Here is a 15,380-nt window from a genome sequence, read left to right on the forward strand (position 1 = left end):
ATGAGTTACATCTTAAATAATTATGCAAATTAGTTTGAGTTTAATATCTTTTTTCAAAGTTTTTTCTACTTACATCAATCATTACTTTTGTTCTCTATGACTAAACTGATATTAGTGATAAATATCACCATCTAATACCGTATTGCTGAGTATAAAAAAAAGGACAATACTCAAATTAATATTTTTCAGGATTAATGACTTAAAAATTAAGAAAACTTTGCGATCGCACGGATAACAGATGTTGCGTGTACTAAAAATGACAGCCTATATTGTCTATCCTCAGTAATTGCTCAAGTATGATCTTTTATATCAAGCTATTTTTGACAAAATCTTTGTAACAGTAGGGATGTACACCTGCACCTCTTCTATATATAGTAGGTATTTTGGGAAATGCTATCAGCCTAATGACAAACCAAATACATTCAGGAGATTTAGAAATAGAACCATCGCCATTAAAAGCTTTTCTCAACGAGTTGCATTCCCAGTACAAGTCTTTGCAAGAGGGTGCAGTAGCGAAATACATTCCCGAACTGGCAAAGGCAAACCCAGATTTGTTCAGCATTTGCATTGTGACAGTAGATGGTCAGGTTTACAAAGTTGGGGACTACGAGCAACTTTTTACCATTCAGTCAATTTCCAAGGTGTTTGCTTATGGACTTGCTTTAGAAGATCATGGACTGGATTATGTTTTAACTAGAGTTGGCGTTGAACCGACGGGGGATGCATTCAACGCGATTGTTTTGGATGAGCAATCGAAGCGACCTTATAATCCAATGGTAAACGCTGGAGCGATCGCCACCACTAGCTTAATCAAAGGTTCCGGCCCTACCGAACGCCTCAATCGGATGCTAGATATGTTCCGGCGATATATTGGCCGTGACGTATTCGTTGACATTTCAGTTTTTACCTCAGAACGCAGTACAGGGCATCGTAACCGCGCAATGGCGCATTTGATGCTTAACTTTGGCATGATTGACCGAAACATCGAAGAGGCGCTGGATCTTTATTTTCAGCAGTGTGCTGTGATGGTGAATTGTCAAGACTTAGCAGTGATGGCGGCTACCCTTGCGAACAGAGGTATTAACCCCATCACCAAAGAACGGGCGGTAGATAAGCGTTACATCAAAGATATTTTAAGTGTTATGTATACCTGTGGAATGTACAACTTTGCAGGTGAGTGGGCTTATAAAATTGGGATTCCGGCGAAAAGTGGGATTTGTGGTGGGATTATCGCCGTTGTACCCAATAAAATGGGCATTGGAGTTTTTTCACCGTTGTTGGATATGCGTGGTAATAGTGTGCGGGGGGTAAAGGTTTGTGAAGAACTTTCCCAACGGTTAGGTTTACATCTATTTGATTGTTCAGGTCAAGAGTGAATTGGAAGGTATTGGGTAGAGGGGAGATTAAGAATTCAAAATTCAAAATTAAAGACATTTTCAGACGGGGATTTAAACCCCGACTGAAACTGGCGCTACCTGTAGAGGTAGGGGTCTTAAACCCTTTGATTTACGATAAATACTGTCTCCCAACTCCCAACTCAGCACGGGCTAAACCCTAGCTATCCGCTAACAGCACTCATCACTCAGAACTCTTCTGCTTGCGGAAGTGGGAAGATTTCACCAGCTAAATAAGCTTGAAAGTGCTTTTGGAAGTACAACCAGGAAGTCATATCTTCCCCATCTATCAATGCTTTTGGGGCTTGTTTATATAGAGGAATACGGTTATTAATTTCGTCTTGTAGCACGGGGGGCAGTTCTGTTAAACCATTGACTTTGCTACCAACAGCACTGTAGATCAGTTGACCAGGGCGATCGCCCATTTTCATCCAGGGAAGCCATTGACCAATCCGATCCCAACTTAGTTTGAGTTCAGAAACAGAGGGAAGTGCTGGGTTGAATAAATCTGCGGTTGGCACTGTTAATTTAAACAATTCCGCTGCCTGATAAATTGGATTAGGGCTGTATTCGGCAAATTTGCGATCGTCTGCTAGGGGATTGGGGTAATAAGGAAATATATCAAAAACGAAGGTTGTGCTGTCACTGTCTACTTGTGCGGGGAAATTTCCCTCAAACTTTCCCTGTACAGGATTATTGGCAACGTGAATCACCGGAACTGTCTCGCCTGTCCAAGGATTCTCCCATTTGGGTAAAACCTCATCTGTTTTTGGGTTGAGGTAGTAAGTTAGTTCCCTAGAAGTAAAATCCCAACTACCTTCTGCTGTGGGAATACATCGGCTAACGCTTAATCCCAGCATCTTAAACAAGAGTTGTCTTTTCTCACCGGGGATAAAGGCGTAAATTTTACCTTTCCAAATCAGGAAAGTGGATTCAGTAGGGTCAAGGGAAGAACGAGTTTTAACCCAGTGCTGCGCTTCAAGTTCTTGAATTTGGGCAACCATCTAAAGCATCCTTAGTATTTGGATAACAAAAGGATAAGCTAACCAGCATTCAAGTTGCATCTTTAGAAGTTAAAAGGTAGGGGAGGGATAAAATAAATATATTTTGGAATACAACAATGAGTCTTTGGGGACTTCCAGTTAAAAAAATACCCCATCGTAGGGGCGCAAGGCCTTGTGCCCCTACTAATTTAGAAATAATTTGGGATAATTTATTTTTGCAAGTCCCTTGATACTCGCTGATGAGTCTTTAATACTCGTGAATGAGTCTTTGATACTCGCCGACGAGTCTTTAAACTCCATTAATGAGTCTTTGATACTCGTGAATGAGTCTTTGATACTCGCCGACGAGTCTTTAAACTCCATTAATGAGTCTTTGATACTCGTGAATGAGTCTTTGATACTCGCCGACGAGTCTTTAAACTCCATTAATGAGTCTTTGATACTCGTGAACAAGCATAAAAACTCTACTCTTTTGCCCAATCCCCCATGCCTTTATCAATTAAACTGGTTCAGAAACCTGCTCATCCAGACGGCGAAACAGAAATACCCAAAGAGGCAGAGAACTATTAATCGCAATTAGTCGCACTAAATGACCAGTTGTGACAATTTCAACATTATGATTCAAAGTCAGGGAAACCAGAATCATTTCTGCTGATCCACCTGGTGCTGTGACTAAGAGACAGGTTAACCAGTCCCAAGAGGTTAATTGCATCGCAAGTATAGCAGCGATCGCTCCGGCTACGAGAGTCATCCCTACAGACATCAAAGCATAGCCGACAGTCCGCTTTTTAAAGTCGGGTTTATCTCCCCAATATTCACCAATAGTAATTCCCAGGAGCATTTGACCCAATAAGTTTATTATTGGCGGCGGACTAAAGCTAATATCACCCACAAAAGGCAGCCAATGTAGCAAAGGATTAAACCCGATACCAATCAACAATGCACCAAAGAAATCGCCGGCGGGAATTTTAAATAATATAGCTGGATAAACTACTAATGCAGTGATTAGGAGTACTAACAAGAGTAATTCTAGTTGAGATGGATCGAGATTGAGCCAAGCAGCGTTGATTGGGACTGTTTGTGGATAGTAATTACCAGATGATGTTCTAGCAATGAAGGGAATTAGAACAACTACAGAGGTGACGCGAATCGCCTGTACTAGGGCAACCAAGCTAACATTTTTATTGTAATCGGCTGCGATCGCAGCCATAATTCCTACACCACCAGGAACTGTAGCCAGCATTGCTGTAAATAGGTTGGTTTTGCTAACGCGGGAGTAAATGTAACCGATACAGCTTCCACTCAGCAGCAAAAACAAGGTAAGAAAAATAAATATAGGAATACCGGAAGCAATACTAGCTAGATTAGCATTGGCATTGGAAGCGCCGACACTTAAGCCGACAAGTGCCATTCCCACTTTTCTAGCAGTGCGGTTAGGTTGGGGAAAATATTGATAAAAAATTCGACACCCTTGGAGAATCACTGTACCAGCTGCAATCCCGCCAAATATCCAGGCAATCCTGCCAATGTGGAACTTTGCGAGGAGTAAACCTAGAGGTAATGCCAGAAGCATTTCCAAGACAAGGACAATTAGTTGCTTCCTAAATAGCTGTTGTTTCGTAGCAACAGGATTTTGATGAGTGTGTTCTTCCAGGCTGGGAGTACCACTTACACTTTGATTCATCGATACTAAGCTTTTTTTTAAGTCTAAGCTATAGGTGCAAAAGTGGATCTTCTGGGATGCGATCGGACATTACCAGCAACAAGCAAATTGATACAGGTGAAGGGTTTTAATTCTAGTGGTGAGTTTATTTTAGATTTAGATTTAAGTCAGGTTTGGTAACTCACATCTTGCAGCAGACAATTAAAATAGTGCCAGAGATATTCTATATCCACGGACAACATTAAATATATGAACACAACTCACTCTAAAAGAGAAACAGATGAAATACTCAAGTGGTTAAATCGTAACCGCCAGATATTATTAGATTTATATAAAAATCAATATATAGCTTACAATGCAAATGGAATAATTGCTCATAGCGAAAACTTACGCGAAGTTTTAGCATTAGCTAATGCTTCAAAACAGCCTTTTTTAATTTACCTAGTTCCTCGTCGCACCGCTTCTGTAGAAATAAATTTTACCAATTCGCTTCCATCAACCCACGTTTGACAGCTTCGCTTAACGCAGTGGCTTTTCTTAAAAGTCCTTCTTGATAGACTTGCATTAGGGTTTGTAACTCTGAGCGATCGTTTTTAGTAAGAGTCCCTGATTGTTGGCGATCGAGCAGTTCGCTTAACCGAGCATCCTGTTCCGATTCCATTTGCAGTTCAGTCAGCACCAGGACTTGTTCATCAGAAAGGACAGAGACAGGCTCAAGGTCGGTAATCTCGCCACTGACAGGCGGAATTGAAAGTTGAATGGTATCTACTAAAATGCTGGCAACATCACGATTTGCCAACCGGGCAAAGCGTTCTGCACGTTGGTAAATATCGTCTGGCAGGGTAATGATGATTTTGGTACTCATAGCTCCTGTAAATACTCCTCTCCTCTCTATTTTCACTTGTAATTATTAATTAAATTATGTGTCTTAGGGGAACAGAAACTGAAGAGCGTAATTTTAACTTCATTAGATATTTATTTGTAGCGCTCACAGACTAATACATTTTGGGCAAACTAACTTAGTAAGCAACCTTTATATCACTAAGTGGAAATAAAAAGTTATGAAGTTAAATCTAAACTATAAAGATATGTCAATTTTATCCTATATTCATCGGAGAGAACTGCCATCCGTGCCTGGCATTTATTACGTGGGTAATTATAAATGCCCAGTTATGTATATCGGTCTTTCACGCAATTTGAAAAAACGCCACATTAATCATCATCGTCAGATACAGTTTGAGAGTATCGATAACCCCGTTATACGCTACCAGATTTTACCAAAGAATTTATTAACTAAAATCTCAAACTTGGAAGCCGCTTTAATTAGGTTAGAGAAGCATAGATTACTATAAGCCACCTCTCAATTACACACCCTTACCAAATCAACCAAGATTTAGAACATCACATGGCCCGATTTATATTCAAATCCATAAAGTTAGAGAAGAAGGCTACTGTTTACACTTTGATGCTCAAGATGAGGACGAATTGGCAATAAACACAAGTAAATTATCTTTACTGACTAGAGCTATCGAAGAAAAGCGACCCATATTTTTGATAGCATCTGGGTATTACGAAGATTATGAGATGGCAAATTATCCCAATCTATCTAAACTTACTTCCTAAAGCAATGATAGAATTTATCTTCTTGTAAGTCGTTTCATACCTTATGAAGAAGATCAGTCTGACTGCCCCGGTTACAATTATGTTGTTTATGGGGCAAGATCCAAAGTATTTATCAACCCTTATATCATCCTCAACAACAGACCAGGATTTGATGAATTTAGAAGAAGCTATTTAAAACTAGGATTTACTAATTGTGAGCGCTCCCCCTTTGTCAAGGAATTGCTGCGTTTAGGCGAATTCAATTTACTCTAGCCTATATATTTGTGTTTCCGTGATGACATAAACCATTAAAAATCGGGACTGAGAAATACATCTCAGTCCCGATAAAAAAGCGGGCTAACCGCTATTTATATGGTTAACCCGTGCAGCTTTGGGAACGCGCAGAGAAATTGTTATTGCAATACCAACTTCACATTGGCGTTTTGCAGACCGCGCTGTTTTACTTCAGCCAAAGTTTTGTTAACGGCATACTTTTGGTTGATTGAGTTGATCAACTCGGTTTGGTTGTGCTTCTTAGCAACGCCCCACAAGTCAGCGATTAGGTCAAAAGAACCATCGCCATTGCGAGACCAGCCGAGGTCATATTCGCCTTCCAACACGGCAACGATGTCAGAACGGACACGCTGACCGTTATAACCACGGACATCAGCTTCAGTCTTTACGCTGATACCGAGGTCGCGCAAGGAAGCCTTGAGGATTTCGGCATCGGTGATTTTGGTACGCAGGGTGCTAAAGTGAGACATTTGGGTTTCCTCCAATGAGAAGATTGAGAAAAACGACAACGGTTTGTTTTGGGCGAAGCCGCGCTTAACAGGATGCGGCTTTTCTTATAACTGCTAGCATTTTCAGCTAGCCTTTCCCCCTGGGATGGCAGAGGAAAGCTTTTAAAACTCCATTCGCTGATATTCAGCTACGGAGGATGCTGCGGGGCGTGCGCGCTGTCTGGCCCAATCTCTCAGAGCCGTTACTTGTTCTTGCATCGTTCGAGACAGCGGCAATGTTGCCTTCAGTGCAGCAATAATATCTAGTTGGGTGAACTCCCGATCTTGGGCAAAAGCTTCATACATTGCCGCAACGATCGCTTGCTCAACTTCTGCCCCAGAAAAGCCATCAGACATCTTGGCTAATTGCTCAAGATCGAATCGAGAGATGTCTTCACGGCGCTTGGTCAGATGAATATTGAAAATATCTTGCCGTTCTTCTGGTGTTGGCAGATCGACAAAGAAAATTTCATCAAAGCGTCCTTTCCTCAAGAATTCGCCAGGTAAACGTTCTACTCGGTTGGCAGTTGCCATCACGAACACTGGTGACTTCTTATCTTGCATCCATGTGAGGAAAGAGCCGAAGATTCTACTTGAAGTCCCCCCATCAGAATCAGATGAACCTCCACTACCAGCAAAGGATTTATCTAATTCATCGATAAACAATATCGCTGGAGAAATAGATTCTGCTGTTTTCAGGGCGTTTCGCAAGTTTGCTTCACTTCGTCCCACCATTGAGCCGTCGTAGACTCGCCCCATATCTAACCGCAACAGTGGTAAACCCCACAGTCGGGAAGTAGTTTTGGCAATTAATGACTTACCGCAACCGGGAACTCCTAAAATTAACATTCCCTTTGGTTGAGGCAAACCATACTCTCTCGCTCTTTCTGTAAAAGCGTTAGAGCGCTGCTTGAGCCATCTTTTTAACTCTTCTAAGCCACCTACAGCATCAATAGTTTCATCTTCTTCAATGTATTCTAAGATGCCATTGCGCCGAATTAGTTGCTTTTTCTCAGATAAAACGATGTCTACTTCATCTTCCGTCAAACGCTCTTTAGTTACCTGTGCCTTACGGTAGACTTTCTCAGCTTCATCTTTAGTTAGACCCAAAGCAGCTCTGAGAAGTTTTTCTCTGGCTTCTGTTGTCAGTCGCCGACCACGATTTTGCTCTATATGGTGAGTTAAAACTTTATTCAACTCAGCCATATCTGGCAATGTAAAGTCGAGAACAACAACTTCTTTTTCCAGTTCTATAGGTACTTGCTGCATCGGAGACATCAAAATGATGTTCTTTTGCATACCTTTGAAACTAGCGATCGCATCACGCAATGATCGGTTAGTTGCAGGCGCATCTATAAAGGGGTGTAAATCTTTAAGAATAAATATACTTGGTTCTTTCTGCCGGATGATCCACTCAATCGCCGCCTCTGGAGACACGGTATTATGTTGGGTGACATTCCGGGGTTGACCATACTCAACAATCCCGTGTGTTACTGTCCAAACAAATACTCGACGCTGGGGCTTTAATAACTGGGCGATTGTGGAAATTGCTTGCTCGGCCCGCTCTTCCTCGGAGGTCACAAGGTAGATTAAAGGGTATTGAGCTTGAATTAGGATCTTGAGCTCTTCGTTCATACTTCGACCTACTTGAGACCTTATAGAGACAGTAGAGACATTGCTTCTGGTAAAGAAAACCGAATCATAAATATCTATTTAGCAAGGAACTAACTCTTCCTCACCCTTGGGATTGGTTTCATTTTCATCCATCTCATCTAGAGAAAGATGCTCTTGACCAACCACTCCTGGTTGATTGCCTAAAGTAACCAGTTCCCCATCACGTAAGACTAGCGAGCTATCACAAGTTGGGCATGAATAAACTCTATGAGTCCGCCCATAAGTAGAATCTTCTAACTCGTCAACTAACTCTTGATTAGATAGGTAAAAACCAAGGGCACGTTCGGCAAGTTCTGACATTGGCTCGGAATCAACTGCTGAACGAATTTTCAGTTTTCTGTGCAACTCTGGCGATAAATACAAAGTGACCTTTTGCTTAGTTTGCGTTTGCATATAACTCTTTAACGGTCTTACCCGGGTATGTATATCAAGTTATCTGTTCTTTTATTGGTTGTCAAGACAGTAAAACGTTTTAACGTCTATTTCGTTACATTTATTTACATTTCGGTTTGCTGGCATCATCACATTTGATGGGTTGTACTTGATCATTAGTGGCTCTAGCCCTTGAAATTTAGCGATAAATCGCTCACTACGAATCTCTTAAAATTGATGTGGCAGACTACTAGTTAGCTGATTGAGAATAGTGCAATATCAGAGTTTCTGGTATTTCTATAAAATCAGTAACTTTGGCGAAATGTGTGATGTAAATGGCTACTGCTAATAAAATCTGTAGTTTGGGGCGAAGAATTTATCGGTTTGCCGCCAGCGTTAGCGGAGTCATTGCCCTGTTAATCATGCTGTGGGGTTGTACTGCAAATGATTTTAACGCCGGAGCGATCGCCTGGAAAACTTATAGCAACTCCCGTTATGGCTTTGAATTTCCATATCCGAGTAACTGGACTTCTTTAGCAGCCTCAGAAAATGGTGATGGAATTGCGTTTATTTCACCACAAAATAACTCCGTGCAAATTCGGGGGTGGGCAAGTCAGCAGCTACCAAACGATCGAGAGTCAGTGAAAAAGATTAAATCCAACTTTCAGACCGCCCAAGGAGTATCTGGGGTGCTGGTTGTAAAAGTAGATCAACGAGGAGGTTCAATGAGACTTATAGTAACTCAGAGTCCAGTGAAATACTATTGGCAGGGACAAAGCAAGAGCCAAGATTTTCAAGATTACTATCGTTTGTTTTATTACATTGCCCAGCAGTATCGCATTCCGAAGTCCTGAGTCAGGAGAATTCCCTGCATTTTCCCCATTTTCCCTTGTTCGCTGCTCTCTAAATCCACATCTCTCTCAGAATGATGATTGAGAGGGGACAGAAACCTGATAGATTTAGCTATCAGCGAGTAAAAACTGGTGAAGATGAAAGTCCTGGTTATTGGTGGTGATGGATATTGCGGTTGGGCAACTGCTCTTTACCTTTCCAATCGAGGTTATGAAGTTGGAATTTTAGATAGTTTGGTGCGGCGGCATTGGGATAATGAACTTGGTGTCGAAACTCTCACTCCGATCGCACTAATTCAACAACGTCTCCAGCGCTGGCAAGATTTGACGGGTAAATCGATCGACTTGTTCATCGGCGATATTACGAATTACGAGTTTCTCCATAAAACATTACAGCAATTTCAGCCAAATGCCCTGGTGCATTTTGGTGAACAGCGTTCGGCCCCATTTTCCATGATTGACCGAGAACATGCAGTTGTTACCCAGGTCAATAATGTAGTTGGGACGTTGAACTTGCTGTACGCCATGCGGGAAGATTTCCCCGACTGTCATTTGGTGAAGCTGGGGACGATGGGTGAATACGGTACACCCAACATAGATATAGAAGAAGGGTATATCACCATTGAACACAATGGACGCAAGGATACCCTACCTTATCCCAAGCAGCCCGGTTCGATGTACCATTTAAGCAAAGTCCATGATAGTCATAACATCCACTTTGCTTGCCGGATTTGGGGATTGCGGGCAACGGATTTAAATCAAGGTGTAGTTTATGGCGTTTTAACCGAAGAAACGGGGATAGACGAACTATTGATTAATCGGCTGGATTACGATGGTGTGTTTGGTACTGCACTAAACCGCTTTTGTATTCAAGCAGCTATTGGACATCCGTTAACTGTCTACGGTAAAGGTGGACAAACTCGCGGATTTTTGGATATTCGGGATACAGTCAGATGTGTGGAATTAGCGATCGCTAACCCTGCCGAAGCTGGTGAATTCCGCGTATTTAACCAATTTACCGAACAATTTAGCGTCGGTGACTTGGCATTGATGGTGAAAAAAGCTGGTAACGCTATCGGATTGAACGTAGAAATCAATCATTTAGATAATCCCAGAGTTGAAAAAGAAGAACATTACTTCAATGCTAAAAATACAAAATTGCTTGATTTAGGTTTGCAGCCTCATCTGCTCTCTGATTCTCTCCTCGATTCTCTGTTAAACTTTGCCATCAAGTATCAGACGCGAGTCGATCACAAACAAATTCTGCCTAAAGTCTCTTGGCACAGAAATTAAGGTAAACCCCAGTAAATCGTGGGTCTAAAAATGGTCGTCGTATTTTAGCACAATATGACGACCAACTATTTATTATTTATCAGGCGTATCTTCCAGCTACTACTAAATTTACTGTTTACTGTTTACTACAGTTATTTTAATTGTGCAGAATTGATTACAGGACGCGAGACAGTTTACTCTGTGTTTAATAGCAAAATGCACTCTTAAGCTGAGATTATCTGCCTGGACTGAATAGTTTTTTATGAGAATTGCTCTATTTACCGAAACCTTTTTACCCAAGGTTGACGGCATTGTAACGCGCCTGCGTCACACTGTTGACCATTTACAGCGCAGTGGTAATCAAGTGTTGGTCATTGCCCCCGATGGAGGCATTACAGAACACAAAGGCGCTAAAGTTTACGGCGTTACTGGCTTTCCTCTGCCATTGTATCCAGAATTGAAAATGGCACTTCCCCGCCCAGCTATTGGGTACGCTTTAGAAGAGTTTAAGCCTGATATTATTCATGTCGTGAATCCAGCCGTTTTGGGTTTGTCTGGTATATTTTATAGCAAAATCCTCAAAATCCCCTTGGTGGCCTCTTATCATACCCATTTACCCCAATATCTCCAGCATTACGGCTTAGGGATGCTGGAAGGTTTTCTTTGGGAACTGCTCAAAGGCGCTCATAATCAAGCAGCTTTAAATCTGTGTACCTCCACAGCAATGATAGAGGAACTGACAGCACACGGTATTGAACGTGTAGATTTATGGCAGCGTGGGGTAGATACAGAATTATTTCACCCCGATTTAGCTAGTGTAGAGATGCGATCGCGCTTATCGCAAAATCATCCAGAAAGCCCATTGCTACTTTACGTGGGGCGACTTTCCGCTGAAAAAGAAATTGAGCGCATCAAACCAATTTTAGAAGCAATTCCCCAAGCGCGGTTGGCATTGGTTGGAGACGGGCCGCACCGTCAAGCATTGCAAAAACACTTTGCTGGCACAAATACTTATTTTGTTGGCTATCTTATGGGGCAAGAGTTAGGTTCTGCATTTGCGAGTGCTGATGCCTTCATCTTTCCTTCCCGCACAGAAACACTAGGCTTAGTGCTACTAGAAGCGATGGCTGCTGGCTGTCCCGTGGTAGCAGCCCGTTCCGGCGGAATTCCTGATATTGTCACAGATGGGGTAAATGGATATCTTTTTGAGCCAACAGCAGATGTTCAAGGAGCGTTAGCTGCTACTATTCGACTCTTAGAACAAAAACAACAAAGAGACATCATCCGTCAAAATGCCCGCCAAGAAGCAGAAAGTTGGGGTTGGGCAGCTGCGACCAGGCAGCTACAAGATTACTATCAAAAGGTTATATTTTCTGAACAGTTGGCAAAATAAGAGGTAGGGAGTGGGGAGATGAGGTAGCAGGGGAGGCAGGGGGAGCAGGGGAAGAAGAATTAATAACCATGCCCTATGCCCAAAATCTAAAATTCTCATGACCGAAACAGACTCATGATACAAGCCCATTTATTTATGGGGATTATTAATTTTGAATTTTGAATTTTTAATTCGGAGCGAAGCGACGTGACACTCCCCAACTCTGGCAGCGTCTTGGCTACATTAACTGAACTGACTCAAGTTAATCGTGCTCACGCCCTACTGCGTCGCGTCAAAGACTTATCTGTTAATGAATTTGTTTGCTTACTCGACTTTATAACTGCTGAGTTCCAGCAATTTCTGAGAGCTATTGAACTGATCAATAATGAAGCTCTAGAAACTATGTTGGAGAAAGTATTAGAAGCTATCACCCTCAAAATTGGTCAAATTCTCCAAGCAGAACATACAGCCATTTTTTTAGTTGACTATGACAAAGGTCAACTGTGGTCAAAAGTTCCTCAAGATAATACCCAAAAATTCTTAGAAATTCGTACTCCCATTACAGTAGGTATCCCTGGCCATGTTGCTAGTACAGGTCAATATCTCAATATATCTGAAACTTATACTCACCCCCTATTTAGCCCAGAACTTGAAAAACAAATGGGCTACAAAATCCGTAATATTTTATGTATGCCCGTTATCAGTAGCAAAAACCAGACTGTAGCGGTAGTGCAACTAGCTAATAAAACCGGCAATGTTCCGTTTAATCATGATGATGAAGAACGTTTTCGAGACTTTGCGGCTTCGATTGGGATTATCCTGGAAAGCTGCCAATCTTTTTATGTAGCGGCTCGTAATCAAAGAGGTGCAACAGCTTTGTTGCGGGCAACTCAGACACTGGGGCAAAGTTTAGATTTAGAAGCAACTTTGCAGATAGTCATGGAACAAGCTCGAATTTTAATGCAAGCAGACCGCAGCACACTGTTTTTATATCGTAAAGAGCTAAACGAACTCTCGACGAAAGTTGCAGTGGCAGCAGATGGCACAAACTTGATAGAAATTCGCATTCCCGCTAACCGTGGCATTGCTGGCTATGTAGCTTCCACTGGTGAAGCCTTAAATATTTCTGATGCTTATAAAGACCCCCGCTTTGACCCAACTATAGATAAAACAACTGGTTATATAACTCGCAATATCCTATGTTTACCAGTATTTAATTCTGCAAATGAATTGATTGGTGTTACACAATTAATTAATAAGCAACAAAACAGTTTTACTGCTTCTGATGAAGAGTTTATGCGGGCTTTTAATAATCAGGCAGGAATTGCCTTAGAAAATGCTCGGCTGTTTGAAAATGTGCTGTTAGAAAAACAGTATCAAAAAGATATTTTACAAAGTCTGTCAGATGCTGTGATATCTACAGATATGGCAGGACAGATTGTCACGATTAATGATGCAGCCCTAGAGTTGCTGGGTTGTCCAATAGGAGACGCTAATAGTAAAAACAACAAGATTTTGTGGGAACAAAATTTGATTGGTCGCCTAGTTTGGGAAGTTGTGCCAATTGAAAATCTCCAAATGCGACTAGAAGATAGTCTCAAAACTGGAGCTAAACATTATGTGCCAGAGCAAAGTTTGATGCTGGGACTTTATCAAGCGCTAAGTGAAAATCAGGACGAGCTAAACCCTAGCTATCCGTTAACAGGACTTAGGAATCAGCACCCAATTTTAGCACTGCGCGATCGCACTAACCCCGATATTTTTATTCCCTGGAATCAACCTCTGACTCCCCAATCTGAGTTTCTCACTTCTAATGAGGTACAAACATTAGAACGCAATATCAATCTTACTGTTAATCCCCTGACTAACCCAGAAGGCAGTGTACGCGGTGGTTTGGTGGTCTTAGAAGACATTACTCAGGAAAAACGGATGAAAACTACCATGTCCCGCTACCTGACGCCCCATGTCGCTGAACAAGTTATGGCACTGGGGGAAGATGCTTTAATGGTAGGCGAACGGAAGGAAGTAACTATCTTATTTTCTGATATCCGAGGCTACACAACACTTACGGAAAATCTCGGTGCAGCTGAGGTGGTATTGCTGCTCAATCAGTATTTTGAAACGATGGTGGAGGCGGTTTTTAACCACGAAGGCACTCTTGATAAATTTATTGGTGATGCCTTAATGGCGGTATTTGGTGCGCCGCTACCATTGACAGAAAATCATGCTTGGAGGGCTGTGCAGTCAGCGTTAGATATGAGACGCCGCTTAGAGGAATTTAACCAACGGCGAATTATCCAGGCGCAACCACAAATTCGTATTGGCATTGGGATTAGTTCAGGGGATGTGGTTTCGGGTAATATTGGTTCCCGCAAACGGATGGATTACACCGTCATTGGAGATGGTGTAAATTTAAGTTCGCGTTTGGAAGCGGTAACTAAAGATTACGGTTGTGATATTCTTTTGAGTGAATTTACTTACCAATTGTGCAGCGCTCGCATTTGGGTGCGCCAGTTAGATAAAATTCGAGTCAAAGGGAAACACCAGGCAGTTAATATCTACGAGTTAATTGGCGATCGCACTACTGAGTTAGATGCCAACACTCAAGAGTTTTTATTTCATTATGATACTGGACGCGCTGCTTATTTATCGCGCAACTTCTCACAAGCGATCGCTTGTTTTGAGTCCGCCAAATCTATCCAACCCCAAGACCGAGCTGTTGATATCCACCTAGAGCGTGCGCGTAATTACCAACAAACGCCGCCTCCAGAGTCCTGGGATGGTATTTGGACAATGCTTACTAAGTAGTCATTGGTCATTTGTCATTTGTCATTTGTCATTTGTCAGTTCCTCATATCCAATGGCCCATTCAATCTTTAGTCTCTCCCTGGTCATCTTGAAACGGATCTTCGCCAATTCCTAGCTCTTTTTTTGAGCGTTTCAACTGTTTCCACAGATCCTTTATTTGTTCGTAAGCTGCACCTGGAGGCACTTTTCCACCTGTTTCTAAGTTGCAAATGTAACTTACCCGTTGAGCAAATTCCTGGAGATTTGCATTAAAAACTAAGTTTTCTGGCTTAACTTGACCGTAGTAGCGACCACGAGGGAAGAGAAAATCATCCTTGTTCACTATCTTTTTCTCCATTTATTCAATTCACCTTATGTTTGGGTTTATGAAGCTGAATCACTAGCTAGCTTAATCTTTACTTTTGTCAGATTGGGGTAAATGAGATCATCCAACTGCTTTTCCAATTGTTGATATAGGAATTGGTTGATTCAGATTTTGAGACTAGAAAATAAAGCTTGCAATATTTGGTGTTGTAAATATTACAAAAAAATTTCCACTAACGTAACTAGAGAGAATATTTGATTTTCCTCACGGTTGTCAATTTAT

Annotated in this window: 13 protein-coding genes; 6 read left to right on the top strand and 7 right to left on the bottom strand. The window is 41.7% G+C overall.

Going from position 1 to position 15,380, the window contains the following annotated elements; all coding sequences use genetic code 11:
• Positions 1-404: 404 nt before the first annotated feature.
• Positions 405-1,376: a glutaminase A gene (gene glsA, locus HWQ43_RS06880; protein ID WP_292731557.1), complete on the top strand. Its 972-nt coding sequence runs from the start codon at positions 405-407 to the stop codon at positions 1,374-1,376.
• Between the two features lie 206 nt (positions 1,377-1,582).
• On the opposite strand, the gene HWQ43_RS06885 is transcribed toward glsA, so the two are convergent.
• Entirely contained in the window at positions 1,583-2,398 is an 816-nt protein-coding gene (locus HWQ43_RS06885) for a DUF1838 domain-containing protein (protein ID WP_292731559.1), read from the bottom strand.
• A 499-nt stretch (positions 2,399-2,897) separates the two neighbouring features.
• Positions 2,898-4,082, bottom strand: a complete 1,185-nt coding sequence (locus tag HWQ43_RS06890) for an AbrB family transcriptional regulator (RefSeq protein ID WP_292731561.1) — start codon at positions 4,080-4,082, stop codon at positions 2,898-2,900.
• Positions 4,083-4,310: 228 nt separating this feature from the next.
• On the opposite strand from HWQ43_RS06890, the gene HWQ43_RS06895 reads away from it, so the two are divergent.
• The gene (locus HWQ43_RS06895; protein ID WP_292731563.1) at positions 4,311-4,571 is read left to right on the top strand and encodes a DUF5678 domain-containing protein; all 261 of its coding nucleotides are present in this window, start codon (positions 4,311-4,313) and stop codon (positions 4,569-4,571) included.
• Here the strand turns inward: HWQ43_RS06895 and HWQ43_RS06900 are convergent.
• The 4 genes from HWQ43_RS06900 to HWQ43_RS06915 form a co-directional block, all read right to left on the bottom strand.
• On the bottom strand, positions 4,540-4,926 hold the full coding sequence (locus HWQ43_RS06900) for a hypothetical protein (protein WP_292731565.1): 387 nt from the start codon (positions 4,924-4,926) through the stop codon (positions 4,540-4,542). The genes HWQ43_RS06895 and HWQ43_RS06900 overlap by 32 nt on opposite strands.
• Positions 4,927-6,076: 1,150 nt before the next feature.
• Complete coding sequence (locus HWQ43_RS06905; protein WP_094350625.1) at positions 6,077-6,427, bottom strand: DUF1257 domain-containing protein; 351 nt, start codon at positions 6,425-6,427, stop codon at positions 6,077-6,079.
• Between the two features lie 141 nt (positions 6,428-6,568).
• Complete coding sequence (locus tag HWQ43_RS06910; RefSeq protein WP_104906609.1) at positions 6,569-8,080, bottom strand: AAA family ATPase; 1,512 nt, start codon at positions 8,078-8,080, stop codon at positions 6,569-6,571.
• Between the two features lie 78 nt (positions 8,081-8,158).
• Positions 8,159-8,512, bottom strand: coding sequence for a hypothetical protein (locus HWQ43_RS06915; protein WP_292731569.1), 354 nt, complete (start codon positions 8,510-8,512; stop codon positions 8,159-8,161).
• Between the two features lie 314 nt (positions 8,513-8,826).
• On the opposite strand from HWQ43_RS06915, the gene HWQ43_RS06920 reads away from it, so the two are divergent.
• From HWQ43_RS06920 to HWQ43_RS06935, 4 genes are all read left to right on the top strand, one after another.
• On the top strand, positions 8,827-9,345 hold the full coding sequence (locus HWQ43_RS06920) for a hypothetical protein (RefSeq protein WP_292731571.1): 519 nt from the start codon (positions 8,827-8,829) through the stop codon (positions 9,343-9,345).
• A 135-nt stretch (positions 9,346-9,480) separates the two neighbouring features.
• Positions 9,481-10,635, top strand: coding sequence for an NAD-dependent epimerase/dehydratase family protein (locus HWQ43_RS06925; protein ID WP_292731743.1), 1,155 nt, complete (start codon positions 9,481-9,483; stop codon positions 10,633-10,635).
• A gap of 241 nt (positions 10,636-10,876) precedes the next feature.
• Entirely contained in the window at positions 10,877-12,007 is a 1,131-nt protein-coding gene (locus HWQ43_RS06930; protein WP_292731573.1) for a glycosyltransferase family 1 protein, read from the top strand.
• Between the two features lie 186 nt (positions 12,008-12,193).
• Complete coding sequence (locus tag HWQ43_RS06935; RefSeq protein ID WP_292731575.1) at positions 12,194-14,794, top strand: adenylate/guanylate cyclase domain-containing protein; 2,601 nt, start codon at positions 12,194-12,196, stop codon at positions 14,792-14,794.
• A gap of 61 nt (positions 14,795-14,855) precedes the next feature.
• Here HWQ43_RS06935 and HWQ43_RS06940 read toward each other — a convergent pair whose 3' ends face one another.
• Positions 14,856-15,131, bottom strand: coding sequence for a hypothetical protein (locus tag HWQ43_RS06940; RefSeq protein WP_292731577.1), 276 nt, complete (start codon positions 15,129-15,131; stop codon positions 14,856-14,858).
• Positions 15,132-15,380: the final 249 nt, after the last annotated feature.

Source organism: Nostoc sp. JL31, assembly GCF_017114965.1.
GTDB classification, from domain to species: Bacteria; Cyanobacteriota; Cyanobacteriia; order Cyanobacteriales; family Nostocaceae; genus Nostoc; species Nostoc punctiforme_A.